The 26001-nt window shown below is 66.5% G+C and carries 21 protein-coding genes; 7 read left to right on the top strand and 14 right to left on the bottom strand.

Annotated features, from left to right (window positions below; all coding sequences use genetic code 11):
* The first annotated feature begins 46 nt into the window (after positions 1-46).
* Together PSQ39_RS00200 and PSQ39_RS00195 are read left to right on the top strand one after the other, a co-directional pair.
* On the top strand, positions 47-1615 hold the full coding sequence (locus PSQ39_RS00200; protein ID WP_273924579.1) for a DUF3426 domain-containing protein: 1569 nt from the start codon (positions 47-49) through the stop codon (positions 1613-1615).
* Positions 1616-1636: 21 nt separating this feature from the next.
* Positions 1637-2530: a carbohydrate kinase family protein gene (locus PSQ39_RS00195; protein WP_273924578.1), complete on the top strand. Its 894-nt coding sequence runs from the start codon at positions 1637-1639 to the stop codon at positions 2528-2530.
* A 117-nt stretch (positions 2531-2647) separates the two neighbouring features.
* On the opposite strand, the gene PSQ39_RS00190 is transcribed toward PSQ39_RS00195, so the two are convergent.
* From PSQ39_RS00190 to PSQ39_RS00155, 8 genes are all read right to left on the bottom strand, one after another.
* Complete coding sequence (locus PSQ39_RS00190; RefSeq protein ID WP_273924577.1) at positions 2648-3361, bottom strand: hypothetical protein; 714 nt, start codon at positions 3359-3361, stop codon at positions 2648-2650.
* 183 nt (positions 3362-3544) lie between these two features.
* Positions 3545-4684, bottom strand: a complete 1140-nt coding sequence (locus PSQ39_RS00185; protein WP_273924576.1) for a ribonucleotide-diphosphate reductase subunit beta — start codon at positions 4682-4684, stop codon at positions 3545-3547.
* Between the two features lie 219 nt (positions 4685-4903).
* Complete coding sequence (locus PSQ39_RS00180; RefSeq protein ID WP_273924575.1) at positions 4904-7825, bottom strand: ribonucleoside-diphosphate reductase subunit alpha; 2922 nt, start codon at positions 7823-7825, stop codon at positions 4904-4906.
* 350 nt (positions 7826-8175) lie between these two features.
* The gene (ampD, locus tag PSQ39_RS00175) at positions 8176-8778 is read right to left on the bottom strand and encodes a 1,6-anhydro-N-acetylmuramyl-L-alanine amidase AmpD (protein WP_273924574.1); all 603 of its coding nucleotides are present in this window, start codon (positions 8776-8778) and stop codon (positions 8176-8178) included.
* Entirely contained in the window at positions 8762-10270 is a 1509-nt protein-coding gene (locus tag PSQ39_RS00170) for a sigma-54-dependent transcriptional regulator (protein WP_273924573.1), read from the bottom strand. The genes ampD and PSQ39_RS00170 overlap by 17 nt, the downstream gene beginning before the upstream one ends.
* Before the next feature lie 5 nt (positions 10271-10275).
* Positions 10276-12009: a sensor histidine kinase gene (locus tag PSQ39_RS00165; RefSeq protein WP_273924572.1), complete on the bottom strand. Its 1734-nt coding sequence runs from the start codon at positions 12007-12009 to the stop codon at positions 10276-10278.
* Positions 12009-12266, bottom strand: a complete 258-nt coding sequence (locus PSQ39_RS00160; RefSeq protein WP_273924571.1) for a PP0621 family protein — start codon at positions 12264-12266, stop codon at positions 12009-12011. The genes PSQ39_RS00165 and PSQ39_RS00160 overlap by 1 nt, the downstream gene beginning before the upstream one ends.
* Complete coding sequence (locus tag PSQ39_RS00155; protein ID WP_273924570.1) at positions 12263-13066, bottom strand: cytochrome C assembly family protein; 804 nt, start codon at positions 13064-13066, stop codon at positions 12263-12265. Before PSQ39_RS00155 ends, PSQ39_RS00160 begins: the two co-directional genes overlap by 4 nt.
* 110 nt (positions 13067-13176) lie before the next feature.
* Here PSQ39_RS00155 and ffh point away from each other — a divergent pair, with 110 nt between their 5' ends.
* Positions 13177-14541, top strand: a complete 1365-nt coding sequence (gene ffh, locus PSQ39_RS00150) for a signal recognition particle protein (protein ID WP_273924569.1) — start codon at positions 13177-13179, stop codon at positions 14539-14541.
* 63 nt (positions 14542-14604) lie between these two features.
* Here the strand turns inward: ffh and miaB are convergent, their stop codons facing one another.
* Entirely contained in the window at positions 14605-15963 is a 1359-nt protein-coding gene (miaB, locus tag PSQ39_RS00145; protein WP_273924568.1) for a tRNA (N6-isopentenyl adenosine(37)-C2)-methylthiotransferase MiaB, read from the bottom strand.
* Between the two features lie 91 nt (positions 15964-16054).
* Positions 16055-16432: a hypothetical protein gene (locus PSQ39_RS00140; protein WP_273924567.1), complete on the bottom strand. Its 378-nt coding sequence runs from the start codon at positions 16430-16432 to the stop codon at positions 16055-16057.
* Between the two features lie 298 nt (positions 16433-16730).
* Here PSQ39_RS00140 and PSQ39_RS00135 point away from each other — a divergent pair, with 298 nt between their 5' ends.
* A complete protein-coding gene (locus tag PSQ39_RS00135; protein WP_273924566.1) occupies positions 16731-17105 on the top strand; it encodes a single-stranded DNA-binding protein in 375 nt (124 codons plus the stop codon).
* A gap of 60 nt (positions 17106-17165) precedes the next feature.
* Positions 17166-18353 (top strand): pyridoxamine 5'-phosphate oxidase family protein, encoded by a 1188-nt coding sequence (locus PSQ39_RS00130; protein ID WP_273924565.1) that lies wholly within the window; start codon positions 17166-17168, stop codon positions 18351-18353.
* Positions 18354-18669: 316 nt separating this feature from the next.
* Here the strand turns inward: PSQ39_RS00130 and PSQ39_RS00125 are convergent, their stop codons facing one another.
* The 4 genes from PSQ39_RS00125 to PSQ39_RS00110 all read right to left on the bottom strand — a co-directional run bounded on the left by PSQ39_RS00125 (position 18670) and on the right by PSQ39_RS00110 (position 23162).
* A complete protein-coding gene (locus PSQ39_RS00125) occupies positions 18670-19506 on the bottom strand; it encodes an alpha/beta fold hydrolase (RefSeq protein ID WP_273924564.1) in 837 nt (278 codons plus the stop codon).
* The gene (locus tag PSQ39_RS00120) at positions 19503-21074 is read right to left on the bottom strand and encodes a benzoate-CoA ligase family protein (protein ID WP_273924563.1); all 1572 of its coding nucleotides are present in this window, start codon (positions 21072-21074) and stop codon (positions 19503-19505) included. The genes PSQ39_RS00125 and PSQ39_RS00120 overlap by 4 nt, the downstream gene beginning before the upstream one ends.
* A gap of 61 nt (positions 21075-21135) precedes the next feature.
* Positions 21136-22677, bottom strand: a complete 1542-nt coding sequence (locus tag PSQ39_RS00115; RefSeq protein WP_273924562.1) for a 3,4-dehydroadipyl-CoA semialdehyde dehydrogenase — start codon at positions 22675-22677, stop codon at positions 21136-21138.
* Entirely contained in the window at positions 22674-23162 is a 489-nt protein-coding gene (locus PSQ39_RS00110; RefSeq protein ID WP_273924561.1) for a DUF4863 family protein, read from the bottom strand. The genes PSQ39_RS00115 and PSQ39_RS00110 overlap by 4 nt, the downstream gene beginning before the upstream one ends.
* A gap of 137 nt (positions 23163-23299) precedes the next feature.
* Between PSQ39_RS00110 and PSQ39_RS00105 the strand changes: the two genes are divergently transcribed.
* On the top strand, positions 23300-24229 hold the full coding sequence (locus tag PSQ39_RS00105; protein WP_273924560.1) for a helix-turn-helix transcriptional regulator: 930 nt from the start codon (positions 23300-23302) through the stop codon (positions 24227-24229).
* A 110-nt stretch (positions 24230-24339) separates the two neighbouring features.
* Entirely contained in the window at positions 24340-26001 is a 1662-nt protein-coding gene (gene boxC / locus PSQ39_RS00100; RefSeq protein WP_273924558.1) for a 2,3-epoxybenzoyl-CoA dihydrolase, read from the top strand.

Raw genomic sequence — 26001 nt, 5'->3', positions numbered from 1 at the left:
ACGGGGCGTGACAAGTGCATGCGCCCCTCTACAATCAGGCCCATCCATGAGCCTCATCACACGTTGCCCAGCCTGTGCCACCACCTTCAAAGTGGTGGCCGACCAATTGAGGATTTCCGACGGCTGGGTGCGCTGCGGTCAATGCGCCGAAGTGTTTGACGCCACGGCCCATCTGCTGACAGATCCGCCCACGCCGGCACCCAGTGCGCTGCCTTGGCGACCCAGTCCGGTGTCGCCCCCGCCCCGTGCCGAGCCACCGGCTTTCTTGAAGTCCCCTGCGGCCAACACCCGTTCTGCGCCCGCCCCCTCGCCCTCTGCGCACGCTGAGGTGGAGCCTCGCCTGGGTCAGTACGCGGCCGAGCAACGCCGGGCTCAAGAAGCGTCCATGCCGGCGCTGCCCGAGCGCTTGCCCAACCTGCCCAGTGCACTGGCCACGCCCCCTGACGCGTTGGAGGCCACCGAAGCGCGGCCCAAGCCACCGTCGGCGGATGAGCTGTTGGCGGCGCAGTTGGCGCGGCTGGACCTCAACCTCAGCCAACCCAGCCCCGAGTTGCCGCCGACGGACGATGTGGACGAGGCTTTGCGAGCGCTCGATGGCATTTTCGACATCGTGCCCGAGCGTGATCTGGACGTGCCCGTCTTCCAGCCTGATCCGCTGAGCCTGCAGGCCACGCCACGCACTCAGCCCGAAGGCGATCGCTTTCCCGTGCTATCGGTGCCAGAGCTGGATCTTGAGTTGCCCGGTGCCGCCGCTGCAGCGCGCCCGGCGCCGGCCGGCGTGACCTTGGGGGCCTTGCAGTTCCCCGGGGACCCGGCCCAGGGGCGCGATCCCAGCGTGGCCAAGCCGGCGCAGACGGAGGCCCTCCCGCCAACGACGGATGCGCTCGATGCCGGCACCTGGGAGCGACCTTTGCCGCCCGACGAGGTGTCGCCGAGTTTGCTGTCCGAATCGCAGGCGGGTGAGACCCCGGGGGACTTGTCCACCCAATGGGCGGCCGAGTCGGTGCTGGCGACCGCCGCTCCATTGGCCACGCCGGCGCCCCAGGCCCCGTTATCGGCGCAAGACGAGGTTGATGCCTATGGTCGACCCGATTTGCAGCAGCTTCAGTTCTTGAAGCGCGCCCGCAGCCAAGCCTTCTGGCGCCAGACCTGGGTGCGCCTCAGCCTGGTGCTTTTGATTCTTTTGTCCACCGCTGCATTGGTTTTGCAGTGGGTCTGGCATGAACGCGACCGCCTGGCCGCCAGCGAACCCCTGCTCAAGCCGGGCTTGCAGGCCATGTGCCAGGTCCTGTCCTGTGAATTGGCCCCTTGGCGCCGCATCGAGCCTTTGTTGATTGAGAGCTCCTCGTTCAACAAGTCGCGCGGCGGCACCTACCAGTTTGCGCTGACGGTGCACAACACCAGTGGTGTGCCCTTGGCCATGCCCGCCGCTGAATTGACCCTGACGGACGCCCAGGACCAGCCGGTTTTGCGGCGTGTTTTCCCGGTCGCTGAGTTGGGGGCGCCGGCCTCCTTGGCGGCTGGGGCGGAGTGGTCGGGCTCCTGGCCTGTCAGTGTGGCGGGCGCCTCAGGCTTGCGCATTGCGGGTTACCGCGTGCTGGTTTTTTATCCCTGATTTTCATCACTACTTTTCAACATGGCAGCAATCATCTGTGGCTCCTTGGCCTTCGACACCATCATGACCTTCGAGGGGCGTTTTGCGGAGCAGATCCTGCCCGACCAACTGCACATCCTCAACGTCTCTTTCCTGGTGCCCGCGCTGCGCCGCGACTTTGGCGGCTGTGCCGGCAACATCGCCTACGCCCTCAAGCTGCTGGGTGGCCAGCCCCTGCCCATGGCCACGGTGGGCAATGATGGTGCGGACTACCTGCAGCGACTGCAGGACCTGGGCATCAGCACCGAGTACGTGCGCCAAGTCAGCGACACCTACACGGCGCAGGCCATGATCATGACCGACCGTGACAACAACCAGATCACCGCCTTCCACCCTGGCGCCATGATGCAGGCCCATCACACGGCCATTGAGGCACGTTCGGATGTGCGCCTGGGCATCATCTCGCCCGATGGTCGTGACGCCATGCTGGCCCATGCCGCGCAGTTCAATGCCGCGGGCATTCCCTTTGTGTTCGACCCGGGCCAGGGCCTGCCCATGTTCGACGGGGCTGAGTTGGCGCGCTTCATCGAGCAAGCCACCTGGGTCACGGTCAACGACTACGAAGGCAAGATGCTGTGCGAGCGCACCGGTTGGTCACCGGCCGAAATTTCCCGCCGCGTACAAGGCCTGGTGATCACCTTGGGTGCCGAGGGCAGCGAGGTCTGGGTCGATGGTCAAAAGACCCATGTGCCGCCGGTACAGGCCCAAGCTGTGGTAGACCCCACTGGCTGTGGTGACGCCTGGCGTGGTGCGCTGTTGTTTGGGCTGGAGCAAGGTTGGGACTTGGTGCGCTGCGCCGAGCTGGGCAGTCGGGTCGGCGCCTTGAAGATTGCGCAGCGTGGGCCGCAGAACTACCAACTCGACTTCCGCGTCTGAGCCCTGGACTCGCATTCTGAGCGCCGCCACAGCGCTGGGGTTGTCCCCATAAAAAAAGCCCGAGGCCGTGAGGCATCGGGCTTTTTTGCATGCCGAGGACGGCGATGCAGGTCAGGCTCAGGGCTTGGTGCCGGTCGGAAACGGCCAGGCAGCTTGCGGGTTGAGCGTGGTTTGGGCAGCCGGTGCAGCGGCCACAGGGGCAGCTGCAGGCTTGGCGGCAGCGGCCTTCTTGGCAGCGGCCTTTTTGGCAGGCGCGGCAGCCGGCTTGGCGGGAGCTGCAGCCTTCTTGGCGGGCGCAGCAGCTTTCTTGGCGGGTGCAGCGGCCTTCTTGGCAGGAGCAGCTGCGGCCTTCTTGGCAGGAGCTGCCGCCTTCTTGGCCGGTGCGGCGGCCTTCTTGGCGGGCGCAGCGGCCTTCTTGGCCGGTGCAGCGGCCTTATTGGCCGGTGCAGCAGCCTTCTTGGCGGGAGCGGCGGCCTTCTTGGCCGGTGCAGCAGCCTTCTTGGCAGGCGCGGCGGCCTTCTTGGCCGGTGCAGCAGCCTTCTTGGCAGGAGCGGCGGCCTTCTTGGCGGGCGCGGCAGCCTTCTTCGCCGGGGTGGCGGCCTTGGCGGGTGCAGCAGCCTTCTTGGCAGGAGCGGCGGCCTTCTTGGCGGGCGCAGCGGCCTTTTTCGCAGGTGCGGCAGCCTTGGCGGGTGCAGCGGCCTTCTTAGCCGGGGCAGCAGCCTTCTTGGCGGGAGCAGCGGCCTTCTTGGCCGGTGCGGCTACCTTGGGGGTAGCGGCTTTCTTTGCTGGTGCAGCGGCCTTCTTGGCGGCCGGTTTTTTCGCAGTTGCCATTATTTTCTCCTTGATCGGATTGCAAAGAGCACTTGCCGCACTGGGGTGCGCGACAAGCGATTCAGGGCCCTGGGCTCGTGCCCAAGGCCCTGAACAGGGGAGCGCAACGCCACAGCCTGCAGCGCATCGGCGGCAGCAGTGTGGTCGGTGGGCGTGAACAGGTGTGCCATGGCGTTGCGTCGATCAATCCCAGGAGAGCGCACCGCCCGATTGGTATTCAATCACGCGGGTTTCGAAGAAGTTGCGCTCTTTCTTCAGGTCGATCATTTCGCTCATCCAGGGGAAGGGGTTTTCCTCGTTGGGGAAGAGCGGCTCCAGCCCGATTTGGGTGGCACGGCGGTTGGCGATGTAGCGCAGGTAACCCTTGAACATGGAAGCGTTCAGGCCCAGCACGCCACGCGGCATGGTGTCTTCGGCGTAGCGGTATTCCAGCTCGACTGCCTTCATGAACAAGGCCTTGATCTCGTTCTTGAAATCAGCTGTCCACAGCTGCGGGTTTTCCAGCTTCAACTGGTTGATCAGGTCGATGCCGAAATTGCAGTGCATGGACTCGTCGCGCAGGATGTACTGGTACTGCTCGGCGGCGCCGGTCATCTTGTTTTGTCGGCCCAGGGCCAGGATCTGGGTGAAGCCGACGTAGAAGAACAGGCCTTCCATCAAGCAGGCAAACACGATCAGGGACTTGAGCAAAGTCTGATCGGTTTCAGTGGTGCCGGTCTTGAAGTTGGGGTCCATGATCGCCTCAATGAAGGGGATCAGGAACTCGTCCTTGTCACGGATCGACTTGACCTCGTTGTAGGCGTTGAAGATCTCGCTCTCGTCCAGGCCCAGCGACTCCACGATGTACTGGTAGGCGTGGGTGTGGATGGCTTCTTCAAAGGCCTGGCGCAGCAGGAACTGACGGCACTCGGGCGCGGTGATGTGGCGGTAGGTGCCCAGCACGATGTTGTTGGCGGCCAGCGAGTCGGCGGTCACGAAGAAGCCGAGGTTGCGCTTGATGATGCGACGCTCGTCTTCGGTCAGGCCGTTGGGGTCTTTCCACAAAGCGATGTCGCGGGTCATGTTGACCTCTTGCGGCATCCAGTGGTTGGCGCAGGTGGCCAGGTACTTTTCCCAGGCCCACTTGTACTTGAAGGGGACGAGTTGATTGACGTCGGTTTGGCCGTTGATGATGCGTTTGTCAGCAGCATTCACGCGGCGCTTGGGGGCCGAATCGTCTGCGCTGGATGCGGAAGACGTAGCTGCGTCCGTGCGGCTGTTTTGCAGGTCGCCGGCGAGTGAATTTTGCGAGGAGGGCTTGACTTCTTCGTCCCAGGTCAACATAAGTTTTCCAATGTCCGGATTATGAAAGCAGCCATGCAAATTGGAAAGTACCCAATGGGCGTGGCGCCTTGGTTTATGAGCGGTTTGTTGTGCAATTGCATCGATCAAAGCCAGGCCCGCAGCATCGGCTGACAGCGCGGTCAGTGCGTTCGCTTTGCACGGTCACAACACCTTGTGGGACACGCGGCCAGGTTGACCTGAACGCGTGTCCAAAACGCTTTACTGGCAGGCTTCGCAGCCGGGGTCATCAATCGCGCAGAACTTGATGTCCGTGGCTGGCAGTGCATCGGCCTGAGCACGGGCGGCGGCAGCTGCAGCCTCCAGTGCGCTGGGCTTGGCGGCACTGGCCGAGGCAGACGAATCGCTGCCCGAAGACACCGAGTTCATGCGGCCCGATGCCACGGTGGATTTCTCCGCGTGTGTGGCGCCGACGGTGCGCAGGTAGTAGGTGGTCTTCAGGCCTCGCAGCCAGGCCAGCTTGTAGGTGTCGTCGAGCTTCTTGCCCGAGGCGCCTGCCATGTAGATGTTCAAGGACTGAGCTTGGTCGATCCACTTTTGGCGGCGCGCTGCGGCTTCGACCAACCAGGTGGTTTCGATTTCAAAAGCGGTCGAGTACAGGGCCTTCACTTCTTGCGGCACGCGGTCGATGGGACGCAGCGAACCGTCGAAGTGCTTGAGGTCCATGACCATCACGTCGTCCCACAGGCCCAGGCTCTTGAGGTCGCGCACCAGGTAGCTGTTGATGACGGTGAATTCACCCGACAGATTGGACTTCACCGAGAGGTTGCCGAAGCTGGGCTCGATGGAGGCATCCACGCCAATGATGTTGGAGATGGTGGCCGTGGGAGCGATGGCCACGCAGTTGGAATTGCGCATGCCGTCCTTGGCAATCTTCTGGCGCAGCGCATCCCAGTCCAGCGTGGACGAACGGTCCACTTCCACATAGCCACCACGGGCCTTTTCCAGCATGTCGATGGTGTCGAAGGGCAAGATGCCACGGTCCCACAGCGAGCCCTTGTAGCTCGAGTACTTGCCGCGTTCACGCGCCAGCTCGGACGAGGCCCAGTAAGCGTAGTAGCAGATCGCTTCCATCGACTGGTCGGCAAATTCAACGGCGGCCTGGGAGGCGTAAGGCACGCGCAGTTCGTACAGGCTGTCCTGGAAGCCCATCAGGCCCAGGCCCACCGGGCGGTGGCGCAGGTTCGAATCACGCGCCTTCTTGACGGCGTAGTAGTTGATGTCGATCACGTTGTCGAGCATGCGCATGGCGACCTTGATGGTCTTCTTGAGCTTCTCGTGATCGAGCTGGCCGTCCTTGATGTGCTGCAGCAGGTTGACCGAGCCGAGGTTGCAGACGGCGGTTTCGGTGTCGCTGGTGTTGAGCGTGATTTCGGTGCACAGGTTCGAGGAGTGCACCACGCCAGCGTGCTGCTGCGGCGAGCGCACGTTGCAAGCGTCCTTGAAAGTGATCCAAGGGTGGCCGGTTTCGAACAGCATGGTCAGCATCTTGCGCCACAGGTCCGTGGCTTGCAGGGTGCGGCTGGGCTTGATTTCGCCACGCGCGGCTTTTTGTTCGTAGGCCACGTAGGCCTTCTCGAAATCCGCACCGAACAGGTCGTGCAGGTCGGGCACGGTGGAGGGCGAGAACAGGGTCCAGGTGCCCTTTTCCATCACGCGGCGCATGAACAGGTCGGGGATCCAGTTGGCCGTGTTCATGTCGTGGGTGCGGCGGCGGTCATCGCCGGTGTTCTTGCGCAGCTCCAGGAACTCTTCGATGTCCAAGTGCCAGGTTTCCAGGTAGGTGCAGACCGCGCCCTTGCGCTTGCCGCCCTGGTTCACCGCCACGGCGGTGTCGTTGACCACCTTCAGGAACGGCACCACGCCTTGCGATTCACCGTTGGTGCCCTTGATGTGTGAGCCCAGAGCGCGCACACGGGTCCAGTCATTGCCCAGGCCGCCCGCGAACTTGGACAGCAAGGCGTTTTCCTTGATGGATTCGTAGATGCCGTCCAGGTCGTCAGGCACGGTGGTCAGGTAGCAGCTGGACAGCTGCGAACGCAGCGTGCCGCTGTTGAACAGCGTGGGGGTGCTGGACATGAAGTCGAACGAAGACAGCACTTCGTAGAACTCGATGGCGCGCGCTTCGCGGTCGATTTCATTGAGCGCCAGGCCCATGGCCACGCGCATGAAGAAGGCCTGCGGCAGCTCGATGCGGGTCTTGCGCACGTGCAGGAAGTAGCGGTCATACAGGGTCTGCAGGCCCAGGTAGTCGAACTGCAGATCGCGTTCGGCCTTCAGGGCGGCGCCCAGGCGCTCCAGGTCGTAGTGCAGCAGCTTCTCGTCGAGCAGCTCGTTTTCCACACCCTTCTTGATGAATTGCGGGAAATAGCTGGCGTAGCTTTGGGCCATTTCGGCCGGGCTCACTTCACGGCCCAGCACTTCTTTGGCGATCGTGTGCAGCAGCAGGCGCGCGGTGGCGTAGGTGTAGTCGGGGTCTTTTTCGATCAGCGTGCGAGCGGCCAGCACCGACGCTTTGTAGACCTCTTCCATGGGCACGCCGTCGTACAGGTTGCGCATGGTTTCGGCAAAGATCGGCTCGGGCTTGACGTCAGCGCTCAGGCCTTGGCAGGCGGATTCGATCAGCGAGCGCAGGTAGCCTTCGTCCAAGGTGCTGTTGTGGCCGTTGTCGGTCACGTGCAGGTCAGGGGCCTTGGGGGCGGTTTGTTCGGTTTGGCGGGCACGCTCTTGGGTGCGGCGTTCGCGGTACAGCACGTAGGCGCGGGCAATCTCGTGGTGGCCATCGCGCATCAAGCACAGTTCGACTTGGTCTTGCACATCTTCGATCGGGAAGGTGCCGCCGCCCGGACGCGAACGCACCAGGGCGCGCACCACGCCTTGGGTCAGGGTGTCGACCACTTCGCGCACGCTGGCCGACGCCGCGCCCTGGGTGCCGTGCACGGCCAGGAAGGCCTTCATCATCGCCACGGCGATCTTTTGCGGCTCAAACGGGACCACGGCGCCGTTGCGGCGGATGATCTGGTAGTGCGCGAGCAGGGCAGGGACCACCGAGTTGCTGGCGGTTTCGCCGAGCTGCACCGGGCTGTTCGGGATTGCGGCGGATGTGTTCTGGGCCACTTGCATGGATTCCTCTTCTTTCGCTGTTTTTGGGGCTGCGAGTCACTTGGATCGCATGGGACGGGGTGGTGCAGACGCTACCGGTTGGGTGGCTCTGCACACTACATCTGGGGTATCGGTAGAGTTTAAGACACTACCGGTAGTGTATCAAGGCGCTAACCCCCTTGACTTTGCACGGCTTTGATTTCATGGTCGAACAGACCCCAAAAGCACCCTCTGGCGAAGCCCGAAAAATCAGGCTTTCCAGCTGGAAAAGCGCATGCTGCCAAGCCCGAAACGGTGTTTTGGGCTGGCAAGCCGCATGCGGCTTGGGGTCGACTGGGGGAGGGGACCTGCGAAGGTCCGGTTAAAAAATATCAGGGCTGAGGCTCAGACGCCACGCCCGCAGGAAAAATCCCCGAAGGCCAGGCCAGCCGCTGGATCAGCTCGGGCCAGGAAAAACCGGCGCCAGGATCGCATTTGCGGCCTGGGGCAATGTGCTCATGTCCGGCCACATGGGCAATCGGGTAACGGCACCGAAGCGCCTGGCACAGCCCGCTCAGGGTCGCGTATTGTGCCACCGTGAAAGTGCTTCCTTCTATACCCTCAAGTTCTATGCCTATCGAGTCGTCGTTGCAGTTGTCGCGACCCCGGTAGTGCGAGCGTCCGGCATGCCAGGCGCGCTCGTCAGTGCTGACAAATTGCCACAAGGCACCGTCACGGCGTATGAAGAAGTGAGCAGATACTTCCAGGCCCCTGATTTGCTCGTAGTACGGGTGCTCCGACCAGTCCAGGGTGTTGGTGAACAGGCGTTGCACGCCATCGCCGCCGTACTCCCCTGGGGGCAGGCTGATGGAATGCAGCACCAGCAGATCGATCTGGGCCTGGGCCGGGCGTGGCCCGAAATTGGGTGAGGGCAGGGCCTGGGCGCCGTCGTACCAGCCCTGGTGCCACCGCTCGGTTTCAGGCGGCGGGTTCATGGGCGTCACCGTCTTGCGGAATGGGGATGTTGAGGCGCTCGATGCGGTAGCGGATCTGGCGCAGGCTCAGACCCAGGCGGCCTGCGGCGGCCGTGCGGTTGAAGTTGCTGAGCTCCAGTGCGCGCACCAGGATGGCCCGTTCTTGCTCGTCGAGGTAGGCCTGCAGATCGGGCGGAAGAGGCGGTGGGGCCTGGGGCGCCTCGGTGGCCTTGGGCTGGTGGACGATGGGCGGCTCGGCGCTGGGGGGCGTTGGCGCGTCGGGGGGGGCACTGCAGCTCAACCACAGGGCCTGGTCCATGGCCAGGTGCTCGCCATCGCTCAAGGCCACGGCGCGGTGCAGCAGGTTTTCCAATTCGCGCACATTGCCGGCCAAGGGGTGGGTTTGCAGCAGGGCCAGGGCTTCGGGGGTCAGGCGTGGGGTGGGCAGGCCTGATTCGCGGCCGATGCGGTCCAGCAGGGCCTGGGACAGCGCGGGCAGGTCTTCGCGGCGCTCGCGCAAGGGCGGCACCAAGACCTCGATCACGTTGAGGCGGTAGTACAGGTCCTGGCGGAAGCGGCCAGCCTGCACATCGGCGGCCAGGTCTTTGTGGGTGGCGCTGACGACGCGCACGTCCACCGGCACCTCCTGGGTCGAACCCAGTGGGCGGATGCTGCGCTCCTGAATGGCGCGCAGCAGCTTGGACTGCATGGCCAGCGGCAGGTCGCCGATTTCGTCCAGGAACAGGGTGCCGCCGCTGGCTGCCTGGAAGTAGCCTTCGCGGTCTTGCTGGGCGCCGGTGTAGGAGCCTTTGCGGGCGCCGAAGAATTCGGCCTCCAGCAGGTTCTCCGGAATGGCGCCGCAATTCACCGCGACCAGGGGGCCTTCGCTGCGCTGGCTGCAGGCGTGCACGGCCTGGGCCACCAGTTCTTTGCCGGTGCCTGATTCACCGCGCACCAGAATCGGCGCCATGCCGCGTGCCACCTTGCTGATGCGTTGCTTGACGGCTTGCAAGGCCTCGGACAAACCCACCAAGCGTTCCAAGGCCTGCTGGCCTGCCACCGGGGTGGGGCTGTCACTCAGTGCTGGGTTGTGCGCACGGGCCACCGGCAAGGGGGCTTGGCGGCCCTGGATGGCCGAGGCCACCACTGTGCGGAACTGCTTCAGGTCCACAGGCTTGGTCAGGTAGTCAAACGCGCCGGCTTTGAGGGCTTCGACCGCGTTTTCGGCCGAACCATAGGCGGTCATGACGACGCAGCGCTCGGGCCGCTGCAGGGACTTGAGCAGTTTGAGCAGCTCCAGCCCATAGCCGTCGGGCAGGCGCATGTCGGTGATGACGGCGTCGAAGGCGCGCTCGTCCAGGCAGCGGCGGGCTTCTGCCACGCTGGCGGCGGCCTCCACGCGGTAGCCCTCGCGCAGCAGGGTCAGCTCGTAGAGCGTGCGCAGGTCGGGCTCGTCGTCAACGACCAGGATGTGGGCCGGCGCGGGCAGGGGGGATGAGACGGTGCTTGCCATGGTGATCAGCGTGCCATTGTGTCAAAGCTCAGCTGCGACGGGGCGTCGGGGGCGGACTGCAGGTTCAAACGCAGGACGAAGGCGTTCCCGGGCTGCGCGCCGCGGGCCGTGTCCTGGTCCACGCGTTGGAAGTGGATCTGGGCACCATGGCGCTCGCAGAGCTGGCGGCAGATGTACAGGCCCAGGCCGGTGGAGCGGCTCTCAGAAGAGAAAAAGGGTTCGAACAGGTGCCGCTCCACGCTGGCCTCCATGGTCGGGCCATCGCTCCAGACCTGCAGCGAGGCGCCTTCGCTAGGCACACAGCGGGTGCTGATCTGCAAGGAGTCGCTGTGTGGCCCCTGGTAGCGCAAGGCGTTGTCCAGCAGGTTCACCAGCACCCGGCGCAGGTGGTCGTTGTCAAACACAACCCAGGCGCCTGTGGCTTGCAGGTCCAGCTTGAAGGCCCGCTGCGCGGGCGCCTGGCGTTGCCAGTCGTGGCAGCTCAGGGCCACTTGCTCGTCCAGGGACACCGCGCTGGACATCGCTTGCGGCTGCTGGTGTTGCACGCGCGCGATGTCCAGGATGTCTTCGACGATGCGCGTCAGGCGCTGTGCGTTTTGCTGCACCATCAGCACCAGGCGGCGCTGGGCCGGGTCCTGCACGTCTTCTTCCAACAAGGCATTGGCCTGGGCGATCGCGGCCAGGGGGTTGCGGATTTCGTGGGCCATGGCGGCCGACATGCGGCCCATGGCGGCGAGCTTTTCGGTGCGCAAGCGGGCTTCCAATTCGCGCAGGTCCTGCAAAAACATCACGCACAGGTTGCCGGCCAGCGGGTCGCTGCTGGCGGTCAGGCGCGTGCGGACGTGCACTTGGGCGGTGCCGGGCACGGGCCGTTTCAGGCTGACGTCCTGCACCAAGGCCTGTTGCTCAAGGAAGGTTCTTCGGGCCAGGTCCAGCAGGGCTTGCCAGTCGGCATGGCGGCCCAGCCAAAAACCCGTGGCCAGGTCCGAGGCCTGCGGGCCCAGCAAGGCGCGGGCGGCCGGGTTCAGGGCGCGCACCGTCTCGCGTGCGTCGACGACCAGCAGGCCATCGTGCAGGTTGTCGATCACCAGGGCATTCACCTGCGCCTGCACTTTGGCCGCCATGCGGTTGCGGTGCGAGAGCCTTTCCTCTCGGGCCAGGCGCTGCGCCAGCTGAAACACCAGCAGGCCAATGACAAAGTAGCCGCTGCCCGTCAGCCCCGCCTGCAGGAACAGGGCCGCCACGTCGGTGCCTGGCAGGTGCTGCTGCAGGCCGGCCTGCGCCAGCAGCATCAAGGTGCCCGCCGCCGCGCTGGACAAGGTGAGCAGGCGCGAACCCAGGGCTGCCGCCATCAGCACCGGCATGCCCAGCAGCGGGGTGTAGTTCACATTGCCCGGTTGCCACCACTGCAGCAAGGAAAACACCAGCAAGTCCATGCCGATGGTGGGCAGCCAGTGGGGGCCCAGCACCGGGGTCGGTGGGCGGTCTGAGGCCAGCAGCCGGCTGCTCAAAGTGGCGCCCAGGTAGGCCAGGCCCAACAGCAAGAGGCCGATGTTCAGGGGCTGCGACAGCAAGGTGCCCAACAGCTGCAAGGCCAGGATGGCCAGCGCCAGCATCAGGCGTGCAGTGAGGAAGCCATGCCACAGGCGCGAAGGGGTGCGCAGGTCCGAGAACAACTCGGGGTCGTCCAGAACCAGAGGGCTGAACCACGACGGCGACGGGGTGTCGCTGGGGTGCATCAGCCGCGGCGGCTCCGGCGGTGCTCCGGGCTGCAGTAAAACGGGGCGCTGCCGCCCGGGCCGTCGGCCAGTGCGTCGCTGCGCGGCAGGTGCAGGCCACAGACCTCGCAGGCCACCATGTCCTGGGGCGGTGTGGCCCCCCGGGGCATGGGCGGGCGCTGGGCCGTGCGCTCACGCTCGGCCTTGTCGGCCAGGCGGCCCTGGCGCCAGAACCAGTACACGCCCAGCGCAATGGCGATCACGGTCAGGTATTTCATGCCGTCCCTCCACGGGTCAGCAAGACCTCCAGCACAAAGCGCGAACCCACATAGGCCAGCAGCAAGAGGCCTGTGCCGATGTAGAGCATGCGCAGGGCCCGCTTGCCGCGCCAGCCAAAGCGGGCCCGGCCCAGCAGCAAGGTGGCAAAAGCCAGCCAGGACAGCACCGAGAACACCGATTTGTGGTCCCATTTCCAGGCCCGGCCGTACAGGGTCTCGCCGAACAGCCAGCCGGCCAGCAAGGTGGCGCTGAGCAGCACGAAGCCGGCACTGACAAAGCGGAAGGTGAGCCGCTCCAGCGTCAGCAAAGGCACGCCGCTGTGGGGGTCGGCGGCCTGGCGAATGCGTTGCTCGGCACGCGTCATCAGCCAGGCGTGCACCACAGCGGCCCCAAACAGACCATAGGAGGCGATGCCCAGCGCCCAGTGCAGGGGCAACCAGGGCGAGGCCGCCACATGCAGGGGCTGGCCCGGGAACAGCAAAGCCAGCACCACGGCCAGCGCGCCCAGTCCGGCCAGCGCCCAGCGCGCCTGCAATTGAGGGAACAGCCGGCTTTCGACGCCATACACCGTCAGCACCAGCCAGGCGGTGACGGACAGCGCCGGGGCAAAACCAAAGCGGGGCGTGTCGCCGACCAGGCCCAGCACCAGCAGCAGGGCGTGCAAGAACCACGCGACCAACAGGGCGCAACGCACGGCCAGGGGGTGGCTGCGGGCCGCCCGAAGCGCGGGCACGGCATAGGCAGCGGCGGCGGCCACGCCGAGCATCACTTGACCGGTGGACGCACTGGATAAAATCATGTGTCACAGTTTAGCGTCTTGCACCCGGGTGCCCGGCGCGCTGCCCGCCGTCTTTGCAAGGCCTTGGCCTTGCTGGCCCAGCCCGCTCAACCCTTCACGGAACATCTCACATGGCCTCCGCCCTTACCGACAAACTTTCCCGCCTCGTCAAGCAGATGAGTGGCCAGGCCCGCATCACCGAGTCGAATGTGGCCGACATGCTGCGCGAAGTCCGCATGGCCTTGCTGGAGGCCGACGTGGCCCTGCCGGTGGTGCGCGACTTCATTGCGCGGGTGAAAGACAAGGCCCTGGGCCAAGACGTGCTGGGCTCGCTCAAGCCGGGCCAGGCCCTGGTGGGCATCGTCAACCGCGAACTCGCCGCCACCATGGGTGAAGGCGTGGCCGACCTGAACCTGGCCACCCAGCCGCCCGCCGTCATCCTGATGGCCGGCCTGCAGGGCGCGGGCAAGACCACCACCACGGCCAAGCTGGCCAAGCACCTGATCGAGAAGCGCAAGAAGAAAGTGCTGACCGTATCGGGCGACGTGTACCGCCCGGCGGCCATCGAACAGCTCAAGACCGTCACCGCCCAGGCCGGCGCCGAGTGGTTCCCCAGCTCGCCCGACCAGAAGCCGCTGGACATCGCCCATGCGGCTTTGGACTACGCCAAGAAGCACTTTTTTGACGTGCTGCTGGTCGACACGGCGGGCCGCCTGGCCATTGACGAGGTCTTGATGACCGAAATCAAGCAACTGCATGCCGCGCTCAAGCCCATCGAAACCCTGTTCGTGGTCGACGCCATGCAGGGCCAGGACGCGATCAACACCGCCAAGGCCTTCAAGGAGGCCCTGCCGCTGACCGGCATCGTGCTGACCAAGCTGGATGGCGACTCGCGCGGCGGTGCGGCCCTGTCGGTGCGCCAGATCACCGGTGCACCGATCAAGTTCGCGGGGGTGTCCGAAAAAATCGACGGCCTGGAGGTGTTCGACGCCGAGCGCCACGCAGGCCGCATCCTGGGCATGGGCGACATCGTGGCCCTGGTCGAGCAGGTCACGGCCGGTGTCGACATCGAGGCCGCGCAGCGCCTGGCCGCCAAGGTCAAGAGTGGCGACGGCTTTGACCTCAACGACTTCCTGGCCCAGATCCAGCAAATGAAGCAAATGGGCGGCCTGTCCAGCCTGATGGACAAGCTGCCGGCCCAGCTCTCGGCCAAGGCCGGTCAGATGGACATGGACAAGGCCGAACGCGACATCCGCCGCAAGGAAGGCATCATCTGCAGCATGACCGCCCTCGAGCGCCGCAAGCCCGAGCTGATCAAGGCCACGCGCAAGCGCCGCATTGCCAGCGGCGCCGGCGTGCAGGTGCAGGAGGTCAACCGCCTGCTCAACGAGTTTGACCAGATGCAGACCATGATGAAGAAGATGAAGGGCGGCGGCCTCATGAAGATGATGAAGCGCATGGGCGGCATGAAGGGCATGCCCAAGATGCCGTTCTGACCCGGCCGCGGCCGGTGAACCGAATCAGCGCTCCCGAGGGAGCGCTTTTTTTTCGCCCCGTGCTCAGGCCAGGCTGGTTTCGCGCAGGCGCAGTTCGCCCTTGAGTGCGTGGCCCAGCGACTGGGTCACGGCCACGTCGACCATCTGGCCCACCAGGCGGCTGCCCTGCGGGCCGGCCGGGAAGTTCAGCACCCGGTTGCATTCGGTGCGGCCCATCAGCTCGGGCGCCTCGGGGGTGGACTTGCGCGACGGGCCTTCGACCAGGATGCGCTGCACCGTGCCCACACGGCTCTCGCCGATGCGCTTGACGTTGGCCTCGATCACCGCTTGCAGGTGCTGCAGGCGCTTGAGCTTGACCTCGTGCGGTGTGTCGTCGCTCAGGTTGGCCGCCGGCGTGCCCGGGCGCGGGCTGAAGATGAAGCTGAACGAGGTGTCGTAGCCGATGTCTTCGATCAGCTTCATCATCTTGCCGAAGTCTTCCTCGGTCTCGCCGGGGAAGCCCACGATGAAGTCGCTGCTCATGGCCATCTCGGGCCGGATGGCGCGCAGCTTGCGGATCGTGCTCTTGTATTCCATGGCGGTGTAGCCGCGCTTCATGGCCATCAGGATGCGGTCGCTGCCGTGCTGCACCGGCAGGTGCAGGTGGCTGACCAGCTTGGGCACCCGGGCATAGGCCTCGATCAGGCGCGGCGTGAACTCATTGGGGTGGCTGGTGGTGTAGCGGATGCGCTCGATGCCGGGGATGTCGGCGATGTACTCGATCAGCAGCGCGAAGTCGGCGATCTCAGCGGTGTCGCCCATCTTGCCGCGGTAGGCGTTCACGTTCTGCCCCAGCAGCGTGACCTCGCGCACGCCCTGGTCGGCCAGACCGGCGACCTCGACCAGCACGTCCTCGAAGGGGCGACTCACTTCTTCACCGCGGGTGTAGGGCACCACGCAGTAGCTGCAGTACTTGGAGCAGCCTTCCATGATCGAGACAAAAGCGGTCACGCCTTCCACGCGCGCCGGCGGCAGGTGGTCGAACTTCTCGATCTCGGGGAAGCTGATGTCCACCTGCGGGCGCTCCAGGCGCTGGCGCGCTTGCAGCATCTCGGGCAGGCGGTGCAGGGTTTGCGGGCCAAACACCACGTCCACATAGGGCGCGCGCTTGATGATCTCGGCGCCTTCCTGGCTGGCCACGCAGCCGCCCACGCCAATCAGCACGCCTTTTTTCTTCAGGTGCTGCACCCGGCCCAGGTCAGAGAACACTTTTTCTTGCGCCTTTTCGCGCACCGAGCAGGTGTTGAACAGGATCAGGTCGGCCTCGTCCACGTTCTGCGTGGGCTCGTAGCCCTGGGCGGCGCCCAGCACGTCGGCCATCTTGTCCGAGTCGTACTCGTTCATCTGGCAGCCAAAGGTTTTGATGAAGACTTTTTTGCTCATGGCGAATTCCGTCGAAATACAGGGGTGGGGCCGCACCTGGGGCGGCGCCCGCTGTGGGGTGTCGGGGCTGGCCGGCGGGGGCGCGACCGGCTTATTTCTGCTCGGTGACGAGGTTGCTGCTGGGGGCGGCCGTGCCACGCTTGAGCGAGGCTTCGGCCGCGGTCAGGATCCAGACCTCGTGCACCAGGCCGTGGGTGTCGCGGGTGTAGTTCACCGTCAGGCTTTGATTCAGCACACTGGCCGACAGCACCATCAGGTTCTCGGCATTGCGGATGCGCGCGCCCGGGGAGAGCCGGGTTTGCACCCCATCCATCAGCACGATCGGGGGTTGGGTCACGACCAGGGTGCCGCGCAGGGCGGCGGCCGGGAAGTCGCGCACCTGGGCCAGGGCGGTGCCGGTGGCGCTGGCCAGCAGCAGGCACAGGCCCGCCAAACAGCGGCGGCGGGGCAATGAAGAGCAGCGGTTCATGGTGTATATCCAGAGGCTGTGGGGGGAACGGCGGCGAGAAAGTGCCGCCTCAGGCGGCCCGAAGCAACCGGGCCGCAGCCTGAGCGACGGGGGTGGCTCGGGCAGGCCGGGATTGTGCCAGACCCGTGAGGTCGTCCGTCAAAATAAGGATTTGTGGCCATCGGCGCTCCCGCCCCCGGGCGCCTCTGTAAGCTACACCTTTGGCAGGGGGGCGGACGGTGATGCCCGTCCGGGGAGCCCCAGGCCGGTCCGTGGGCCGTTGGCACGCGCCGGCCGCATGAAAAGAAAGCGTTCGACGATGATTGATGGATTGATTTCTGGGCGCCTGCACGGCGCCGCCGAGTCCCGAATGGACCGGCACAACCAACCCTTTGCCGTGGCCCGGGTGCGCGCCACCTCCAGCGAGGGCGAGAACCTGTTTGTCAATGTGATCGCCTTTGAGGCCGAGGTGGTTGAAGGCTTGTTGGCGCTGGGCGATGGCGACTCGGTGGCCTTGTCGGGCAGCTTGACGCCACGCGTCTGGACCGACAAACAGGGCAACACCCGACCGTCGCTGGACATGGTGGCCCACCAGGTGGTGACGGCCTACCATGTGAACCGGCGCCGCGCCACAGCCTTGGGCCATGACGATGCGGCCCTGGCCAACCACCACCATCCGCACCCGGAGCGCTGAACCCTCCCACGTTGACCACCCTGCGAGGCCCGTGCCTGAGCGGCCCCAGCAAGCCCTGACATGACCCACGAATCCCGACTCGACTTGGCCTTGCGCCGTTTGCTGACCGAGCGCCGCGTGGCCGCCCTGGGCACCTGCACCGATGCGGGGGCGCCTTTTGTGTCTCAGGTGCCCTATGCCATCGACCACCAACAGCCTGCGCTGGTGATCCTGGTCAGTGGCCTGGCTGCGCATGCCGCGCATTTGGCCGCCCGCCCGGAGGCCTCGCTGCTGATCGCCGAGCCCGAGCAGGCGGGCGAGCCCGTGCATGGCCTGGCCCGGGTCAGTCTGCAGTTGCAGGCCGACTGGCCGGCGGCCGACAGCCCCGAGGCCAACCGGGCGCGTCAGGTCTACCTGGACCGCTTTCCCGAGGCCGAGCCGCTGACCAAGATGGCTGACTTCCGCTGGGTGCGGTTCCATCCCCTTGCGGCCCGCCATGTGGGCGGTTTGGGCGCAGCGCGCTCCCTGGATGGCGAAGACCTTCGCGCCCTGTTGCAGACGGCGGGGGACGCGGGGCTGGCTCTGGTCCCGGCAGAGCCGGAGCCGGCGGCCACCGATGTCCAGCCACCGCCCGAGCCCGAGCCACCCTCTGGCAACTGGGTGCAGTGCCATGCCGAGTTGCTGGCCCAGGGCCGTCCCCCAGCAACGGGCAGCCCTGTGTCTGGTCTGGTGACCTTGCTGCACCTGGGCGCACAAGGCAGTCAGGTGATTTTTGGCGACGGCCGTGAGGCTGCCCAAGTGCTGCCCTGGCCGGTCGGGGTCGAGGCCCTGGCGAAGACCTTTTTCCGCCATGACCCACCGCGCCCCATCGAACTGGAAGAGGCCATCGCCACGGTCGAGGACGCGTTGATGCGCCTGGTGCCGCGCCTGCCCGTGGGTTCGCGCTTGCACGCCCTGGCCCACGACCCCGGGTGGGCGCAGATCGCTGAGCTGGCGGGCGCCTCGGGGCCGCTGCTGAGCCTGGAGGCGGTGGAGCGCGTGTTCAACCGGCTGTGCCTCGTCGCGGAAGGTCGGCCGGCGTCTTTGGAGGGGTGGCCTGGGGGGCGGGGGCTGGCGGCGCGCTTGTTGGTGCTGAGGGAGTTCATGCACCACCTCGCCTTCGACGCGGTGGTGTACTGGCTACCGGATGGGCGCCATGCGTCGTTGGGCGGTGCTCAGGATCCTCACGTACAGGAAGTACGTTCCGGTCCTTGCGCTCCGTCCGCCTAGCCTGACACCCATCCGCTACGCCCTCGAGGCCGCTGTTGGGGGCTGGCTACCGGATGGGCGCCATGCGTCGTTGGGCGGTGCTCAGGATCCTCACGTACAGGAAGTACGTTCCGGTCCTTGCGCTCCGTCCGCCTAGCCTGACACCCATCCGCTACGCCCTTGAGGCCGCTGTTGGGGGGCTGGCTACCGGATGGGCGCCATGCGTCGTTGGGCGGTGCTCAGGATCCTCACGTGCAGGAAGTACGTTCCGGTTCCTGCGCTCCGTCCGCCTAGCCTGACACCCATCCGCTACGCCCTCAAGGCGGTGGGGGCGGGGTCAAGCCTGGGGGGCGGACTGGTTTTGCACAAACGCCTCAATGGCGGTGATCAAGGCTTGGGGCTGGTCGCGGTGGGGGGAGTGGCCGCAGTGGGGGATTTCCAGCAACTGGGTCTGGGGGACGCGGCGGGCAATGCCTCGGATTTGCGCCAGCGTGCCATAGGGGTCGTCCAGGCCCTGGATGGCGAGCAAGGGGCAGGCGATGGGGGCGAGTTCACTTTCAATGTTCCAGGGCTGGAACTCGGGCGCCAGCCAGATGCGGTTCCAGCCCCAGAAGGCCGAGTCCACGTCGGCGTGGTAGCGCGCCAAGCCCGCGCGCAGGGGGCTGTCGGGCGCCAGGTAGGCCTGGCGGGCCTGCTCAATGCTGGTCAGCGAAATGGCTTCGACCAGGATGTGCGGGGCCAGCACGATGGCGCCGCCCAGGCCCGCGTCGGGGCGGCTGGCGTAGAGCAGGGCGATGGAGCCGCCATCGCTGTGGCCCAGCAACCAAACCGGCGCGCGGCCAGGGGCCGGGGCGGCGTCCAGCGCCTGCAGCAAGGCGGGCAGCACCTCGTGCGCTTGCTGGTGCAAGAAGTCGGGGCCCCAGTGCTCGTCCGCGGGGCGCGGGCTGGACTGGCCATAACCGGGGCGCGAGTACATCAGGCCCCGCCAGCCCAGGGCCTGGCAGAGCTGCTGTGGGAAGTCCTTCCACATGGCCACCGACCCCAGGCCCTCGTGCAAAAACACCAGCAAGGGCACCTGCTGTCGCTCCGGGTGCAGCCATTGGTACTCGATCTGCACCGTGCGCTCGCGCCAACGCAGGGCCAGGTGCTCCGGGGGCGGCAGGGCGGGGCTCATGCGGCAGCCCGCTCGCGGTCGCGCAGCTTGAAGCGCTGGATCTTGCCGGTGGCGGTCTTGGGCAGCTCGGCCAGGAACTCGATCTGGCGCGGGTACTTGTAGGGCGCGAGCCGGTCTTTCACAAAGGCCTTGAGTTCGGCCTCGTCCGCGCTGGCGCCGGGGCGCAGCACCACAAAGGCCTTGGTCTTGGTCAGGCCCTCCGCGTCGGCCACGCCAATGACGGCGGCCTCCAGCACCGCGCTGTGCTGCACCAGCGTGGCTTCGACCTCGAAGGGTGACACGTAGATGCCGCTGACCTTGAGCATGTCGTCGCTGCGGCCCGAGTAGGTGTAGGTGCCGTCGGCGTTCTTCACGTACTTGTCACCGCTCTTGGTCCACGCACCCTGGAAGGTGTCGCGCGACTTGTCGCGGTTGCCCCAGTACATCAGCGCAGCCGATGGGCCGCGGATGTACAGGTCGCCCGGTTCGCCTTCCGGCACCGGGCCGCCTTGTTCGTCGCGCAGCTCGATGTCGTAGCCGGGCACCGGCGTGCCCGTGGTGCCGTAGCGCACCTGGCCCGGGCGGTTGGACAAAAAGATGTGCAGCATCTCGGTGGAGCCGATGCCGTCAATGATTTCCACCCCGTAGTGGCGCGTGAAGCGCTCGCCGATGTCGGCCGGCAAGGCCTCGCCGGCCGAGGAGGCCAGGCGCAGCGACACTTGGCCGCGCGCGGGCAGCTGGGGTGAGCTCAGCATGCCGGCAAAGCCCGTGGGCGCGCCAAAGAACACGGTCGGTTGGTGCTGCACCCAGCGCTGGAAGGTGGCGTCGGGCGTGGGCCGTTCGGCCATCAGCACGGTGGTGGCGCCCACGCTCAAGGGGAAGCTCAGCGCGTTGCCCAGGCCGTAGGCAAAGAACAGCTTGGCGGCCGAGAAGCAGATGTCCTGCTCGGTCAGGCCCAGCACCGGGCCGGCGTACAGCTCGGCCGTCCAGTAGGGGTTGGCGTGGGTGTGCAGCGCGCCCTTGGGGCGGCCGGTGGAGCCCGAGGAATAGAGCCAGAAACCGGGGTCGTCCGGTCCCGTGGCGGCGGGGGCGGCGGCGGGGTGGCCTTGTTGCAGGAACTGCTCGAACTCGACTGCGCCCTCGGGCAGCGGCGCCGTGGGCCGCGACACGATCACGCTCTTGACCTCGTGGCTGGCCAGGGCCAGCGCCGACTGCAGCGTGGGCAGCAGCGCGGCCGACACCAGCACCGCCTGGGCTCGGCTGTGCGCCAGCATGTAGGCGTAGTCGTCGGGCGTGAGCAAGGTGTTGACGGCCACCGGCACGATGCCCGCGTGCAGCGCGCCCAGGAAGGCCACGGGCCAGTCGTTGCAGTCGTGCATCAGCAGCAGCACCCGCTCTTCGCGGTGCACACCGCAGGCGCGCAGGGCCGAACCCAGGCGCCGGATGCGCTCGGCCAGGCTGCCGTAGCTCAGGGTGCCCAGGTCGTCGATGAAGGCCGTCTTGTCGGCGCGGCGCCCGTTGCGCTCGATCAGGTGCTGGGCAAAATTGAAGACCGGTCCGGGGGCCGGCACAGCGTGGGTGGGGGTCAAGGCTTGTCTCCTTCGGTCTTGTTGTGGGTGTTCTCTGGCGCCATCCGCTATGACTTGGGCGTCAGAGGCCAGCCAGCACCGGCGTGGCCGCCTGGATGGCGCTGCGCCGGTGGTAAAAGCCCAGGGCGCGCAGGCCGCCCAGTTCCTCGCCGCCGCCCGCGCGGCCGGGGCCGCCGTGCAGGGACTGGGGCATCACATTGCCGTGGCCGGTGTGCAGGGCCGCGACATCGGGCGAGATCACATGCACGCGGCCGTGGCTGTCGGCCAGATCCAGTGCCGCGTGGCGCAGCGCGTCCGCCGCCTGGCCATAGACCGAGGCCACCAGCGAGCCTTGGCCCCGGCGCACCAGGTCCAGGCCTTGGGCCAGCGTGCCGTAGGGCAGCAGGGTGGCGACCGGTCCAAACACCTCGGTGTCGTGCAGCACGGCGGGGCCCGCGTCGCGGCTGCCCAGCAGGGTCGGGCCTAGGCAGCAGGCCACGGCGGGGTCGGCGTCGATCAAGGCGTGCTGGGCGCCGTCGTGCAGCACCTGGGCCTGGGTTTGCAGCTGGGCCAGGCCGGCTTGCACGGCCTCGAACTGGCTGCGGCTGACCAGGGCGCCCATGCGCACGCTCTCGTTGCGCGGGTTGCCCACCGTGGTTTTGGCCAGGCGGGCGCTGATGGCCTGAGCGGCCCGTTCGTACAGCGCGTCGGGCACGAACACGCGGCGGATGGCGGTGCACTTCTGACCCGACTTGACGGTCATCTCGCGGGCCACTTCCTTGGCCAGCAGGTCCAGCGCCTCGTCGCCCGCGTCGGGCAGCAGCAGGGCCGAGTTGACGCTGTCGGCCTCGATGTTGCTGCGCACCGAGCGCTCGGCCAGCGCGGCATGGCGGCGGATCACCCCAGCGGTGTCGGCCGAGCCGGTGAAGCTCAGCACGTCAAACGGGGTCAGGGCGTCCAGCAGCCCGGCCGAGCTGCCGCACACCACCGACAGCGCCCCGGGCGGGAAGATGCCTGCGTTGACCACGTCCTGCACCATGCGCTGGGTCAGCCAGGCGGTGGCGGTGGCGGGCTTGACCACCACCGGCACCCCCGACAGCAGCGCCGGGGCGGCCTTCTCCCACAAGCCCCAGCTGGGGAAGTTGAAGGCGTTGATGAACAAGGCCAGGCCGCGGATGGGGCTCAGGATGTGTTGCGACTGGAACAGCGGGTCCTTGCCCAGGCGCACGCTCTCGCCGTCCAGCAGGTGGTGGCGCTCGCCCAGGCTCTGGCCCAGCTTGGCGTAGGTGCTCAGTGTGAAGAGGCCGCCGTCGATGTCGACCGCCGAGTCGTTCTTCACCGTGCCGCTGTTGGCGGTGGCGATCGCGTAGTAGTCGTCGCGGTGGGATTGCAGCACCTGGGCCGCCCGGGCCAGCAGGTCAGCACGTTGTGCATAGCTCAGCGCGCGCAGCGCCGGGCCGGCGTGTTGGCGGGCGTGGGCAAAGCCCGCGGCGAGGTCCAGGCCGGTGGCGTCCACGCGCACCAGGGGCGTGCCCAGCACCGGGTCCAGCAAGGTGCTGCCGGCGCCTTGGCCGTGGTGCCATTGACCGCCCAGGTGGTTGGGCAGCAGTTCGATCGTGCTCATGCGTCGGCCTTTGTGGGGGTGTTTCGGGTGAAGTCGATGCGGCCTTCGGGCAGCAGGTACAAAACCAGGGCGCGGCCCTGGCTCACGGTGGGGCGGTGGGCGCTGCCGGGCGGGCAGACCAGCCAGCCGGCGGGGCGGCCGTCAAACAAGGCCTCCCCTTCGATGGGCAGGATCAGGTCGATCTCGCCCAGCGGGTGGCTGTGGTGGGGGCCGGCGATGTCTTGCATGTCCACCACATCGACCGAAAACCCGTGCAGGTCTTCGGCCGGCTTGAAAATACGCCCGTAGCGGATACCGCCGCCTTCGCGCTCGCACAGCCAGCCTTCGGCCACGCCGCGCAGGCAGTCGGCGCGCAGCGCCTGGTAGCTGGCGCTGCCTGCGCCGTGCTCGGCATTGAGCCACTGGTCCAGGGCCGCGTCCAGCGGGCGCTGGCCGATCTCGGCGGTCACGCGCGCGAGGTTTTGGCGGAAGGTGTTTTGTGACACAGTCGGGCCTCCGTTTGACACGCAGGCTTGCGTGTCCTGGGGTGGTGAAGTATTGTGCATGTTGCGAAGGCTAATGCCACCCCATCCCGTCGTCAAGCAATATAGTTCATATCACCGGGTTTCCCCGTAGCATCAACATGCAAGAATCCCTCAACCCTGTTTCTGCCGGGCCTGCTGCCGAGGCTGAGGAGCGCCATGCCTCCTTGGTGGCTCTGGGCGAGCGGGTGCGCGCCCTGCGCGCGCGCCGCGGCATGACGCGCAAGGCCGTGGCCTTGGCGGCCGATGTGTCCGAGCGCCATTTGGCCAACCTCGAATACGGCACCGGCAATGCATCCTTCCTGGTGTTGCAGCAGGTGGCCGCTGCACTGCAGTGCTCCATGGCCGAGCTGATTGGGGATGTCACTGCGTCCTCGCCCGAATGGGTGCTGATCCGTGAACTGCTGGCCCACTGCGACGAGGCCACGCTGCGCCGGGTGCGGGTGGCGGTGGCTGATTTGTTGGGCGGCGGTGGGGTCAGCGGCAAGCCTTTGGGTGCGGCCTGGCCGAGGGTGGCGCTGGTGGGCTTGCGTGGCGCGGGCAAGTCCACGCTGGGTCAGATGCTGGCCGACGACCTGGAATACCCCTTTGTCGAGCTGAGCCGGGAGATCGAGAAGTTCGCGGGTTGCAGCATCTCTGAAATCCAGGGCCTCTATGGCATGAATGCCTACCGCCGCTACGAGCGCAGGGCCCTCGAAGAGGCCATTCAGATCTACCCCGAGGCCGTGATTGCCACGCCGGGCGGTCTGGTGTCGGACGCCGCCACCTTCAATTTGCTGCTCTCGCACTGCACCACCGTTTGGTTGCAGGCGGATCCCGAGGACCACATGCAGCGCGTCGCCGCCCAGGGGGACTTGCGGCCGATGGCAGCCAGTGCCGAGGCCATGGGGGATTTGCGTCAGATCCTGGCGGGCCGCTCGGCCTTTTACTCCAAGGCCGACCTGCGCCTGGACACCAGTTCACAGCCCTTGCAAGCCACCTTTGAGTTGCTGCGCGCCCAGGTGCGGGAGGCCTTGAAGCTGCCGCTGTGATCTCCGAATAGGAAATTTAGTGCATTTGCTTGACGCAGTTTATTGCATGAAATAAACTGCAGTCACTTTCGGAAAATGCACTATCGTTCCACATCCGTCGGAGACACACCATGAACCACGCCGCCCCCCGCGTTGACTACCAGACCCACCCGTCCCAGTACCGGCACTGGAAGCTCAGCTTCGATGGCGCCATCGCCACCTTGACGGCGGATTTCGACGAGAACGGCGGCTTGGCCCCGGGCTACAAGCTCAAGCTCAACAGCTACGACCTGGGCGTGGACATTGAGCTCAACGACGCCATCAACCGCATCCGTTTCGAGCACCCTGAAGTGCGCACCGTGGTGGTCACCAGCGCCAAGGAGAAGGTGTTCTGCTCGGGCGCCAACATCTTCATGCTGGGCGTCTCCAGCCACGGCTGGAAGGTCAACTTCTGCAAATTCACCAACGAAACCCGCAATGGCCTGGAAGACTCCTCGGCCCACAGCGGCCTGAAGTTCCTGGCCGCCGTCAACGGCGCCTGCGCCGGCGGCGGTTATGAACTGGCCCTGGCTTGCGACGAGATCATCCTGGTCGACGACCGCTCCAGCGCGGTCAGCCTGCCCGAAGTGCCGCTGCTGGGCGTGCTTCCCGGCACCGGCGGCTTGACCCGCGTCACCGACAAGCGCCATGTGCGCCACGACCTCGCCGACATCTTCTGCACCACCACCGAAGGCGTGCGTGGCCAGAAGGCCAAGGACTGGCGCCTGGTCGACGACATCGCCAAGCCCGCGGTGTTTGCCCAGAAGGTGCGCGAGCGCGCCTTGCAACTGGCCGAAAAGAGCGACCGCCCCGCCGATGGCCGTGGCGTCACGCTGACCCCGCTGCAACGCACGGTCGAGGCCGATGCGCTGCACTATTCACACGTCAGCGTGAACATCGACCGCAGCAAGCGCACCGCCACCTTCGTGGTCAAAGCCCCCACCGGTGCCCAGCCCGGCGATGTGGCGGCCATCGAGGCCGCCGGCGCCGACTGGTACCCGTTGGCCCTGGCGCGCGAGCTGGAAGACGCCATCTTGTCCATGCGCACCAATGAACTCGACATCGGCACCTGGCTGATCACCACCCAGGGCGACGCCGCAGCCGTGCTGGCCATGGACGCGGTGCTCGTGGCCCACGCCCAGCACTGGCTGGTGCGTGAAACCATCGGCCTGCTGCGTCGCACCTTCAGCCGCCTTGATGTGTCCAGCCGCAGCCTGTTTGCGCTGATCGAGCCCGGCTCCTGCTTTGCCGGCAGCTTCCTGGAGCTGGCCCTGGCCTGCGACCGCAGCTACCACCTGGCCCTGCCCGACGACGAAGCGCGCGCCCCCAAGATCACCGTGGGCGAGACCAACTTCGGCTTCTACCCCATGGTCACCGGCCAAAGCCGCCTGGGCCGCCGCTTCTATGACGAAACGGCCCCGCTGGAAGCCGTGCGCGCCGCAGCCGGCCAGCCGCTCGACGCCGATGCCGCCTACGCGCTGGGCCTGGTCACGCTGAACCCCGACGACATCGACTGGGCCGACGAGGTCCGCATCGTGATCGAAGAGCGCGTGGCCATGTCGCCCGATGCGCTGACCGGCATGGAAGCCAACCTGCGCTTCAACGGGCCCGAGAACATGTTCACCCGCATCTTCGGCCGCCTCACTGCCTGGCAGAACTGGATCTTCCAGCGCCCCAATGCGGTCGGCGAACACGGCGCCCTCAAGGTCTACGGCAAGGGCAACAAAGCCGCCTTCGACTGGAACCGCGTGTGA

The organism is Curvibacter microcysteis (assembly GCF_028649455.1).
Lineage (GTDB): Bacteria > Pseudomonadota > Gammaproteobacteria > Burkholderiales > Burkholderiaceae_C > Curvibacter > Curvibacter microcysteis.
The sequence above is the reverse complement of the archived record's forward strand: the minus strand, read 5'-3'. Positions and strand labels throughout refer to the sequence as shown.

Coding starts and splice junctions, on each gene's coding strand:
- PSQ39_RS00200 (WP_273924579.1), top strand. CDS start 47: ATGAGCCTCATCACACGTTGCCCAGCCTGTGCCACCACCTTCAAAGTG.
- PSQ39_RS00195 (WP_273924578.1), top strand. CDS start 1,637: ATGGCAGCAATCATCTGTGGCTCCTTGGCCTTCGACACCATCATGACC.
- PSQ39_RS00190 (WP_273924577.1), bottom strand. CDS start 3,361: ATGGCAACTGCGAAAAAACCGGCCGCCAAGAAGGCCGCTGCACCAGCA.
- PSQ39_RS00185 (WP_273924576.1), bottom strand. CDS start 4,684: ATGTTGACCTGGGACGAAGAAGTCAAGCCCTCCTCGCAAAATTCACTC.
- PSQ39_RS00180 (WP_273924575.1), bottom strand. CDS start 7,825: ATGCAAGTGGCCCAGAACACATCCGCCGCAATCCCGAACAGCCCGGTG.
- ampD (WP_273924574.1), bottom strand. CDS start 8,778: ATGAACCCGCCGCCTGAAACCGAGCGGTGGCACCAGGGCTGGTACGAC.
- PSQ39_RS00170 (WP_273924573.1), bottom strand. CDS start 10,270: ATGGCAAGCACCGTCTCATCCCCCCTGCCCGCGCCGGCCCACATCCTG.
- PSQ39_RS00165 (WP_273924572.1), bottom strand. CDS start 12,009: ATGCACCCCAGCGACACCCCGTCGCCGTCGTGGTTCAGCCCTCTGGTT.
- PSQ39_RS00160 (WP_273924571.1), bottom strand. CDS start 12,266: ATGAAATACCTGACCGTGATCGCCATTGCGCTGGGCGTGTACTGGTTC.
- PSQ39_RS00155 (WP_273924570.1), bottom strand. CDS start 13,066: ATGATTTTATCCAGTGCGTCCACCGGTCAAGTGATGCTCGGCGTGGCC.
- ffh (WP_273924569.1), top strand. CDS start 13,177: ATGGCCTCCGCCCTTACCGACAAACTTTCCCGCCTCGTCAAGCAGATG.
- miaB (WP_273924568.1), bottom strand. CDS start 15,963: ATGAGCAAAAAAGTCTTCATCAAAACCTTTGGCTGCCAGATGAACGAG.
- PSQ39_RS00140 (WP_273924567.1), bottom strand. CDS start 16,432: ATGAACCGCTGCTCTTCATTGCCCCGCCGCCGCTGTTTGGCGGGCCTG.
- PSQ39_RS00135 (WP_273924566.1), top strand. CDS start 16,731: ATGATTGATGGATTGATTTCTGGGCGCCTGCACGGCGCCGCCGAGTCC.
- PSQ39_RS00130 (WP_273924565.1), top strand. CDS start 17,166: ATGACCCACGAATCCCGACTCGACTTGGCCTTGCGCCGTTTGCTGACC.
- PSQ39_RS00125 (WP_273924564.1), bottom strand. CDS start 19,506: ATGAGCCCCGCCCTGCCGCCCCCGGAGCACCTGGCCCTGCGTTGGCGC.
- PSQ39_RS00115 (WP_273924562.1), bottom strand. CDS start 22,677: ATGAGCACGATCGAACTGCTGCCCAACCACCTGGGCGGTCAATGGCAC.
- PSQ39_RS00105 (WP_273924560.1), top strand. CDS start 23,300: ATGCAAGAATCCCTCAACCCTGTTTCTGCCGGGCCTGCTGCCGAGGCT.
- boxC (WP_273924558.1), top strand. CDS start 24,340: ATGAACCACGCCGCCCCCCGCGTTGACTACCAGACCCACCCGTCCCAG.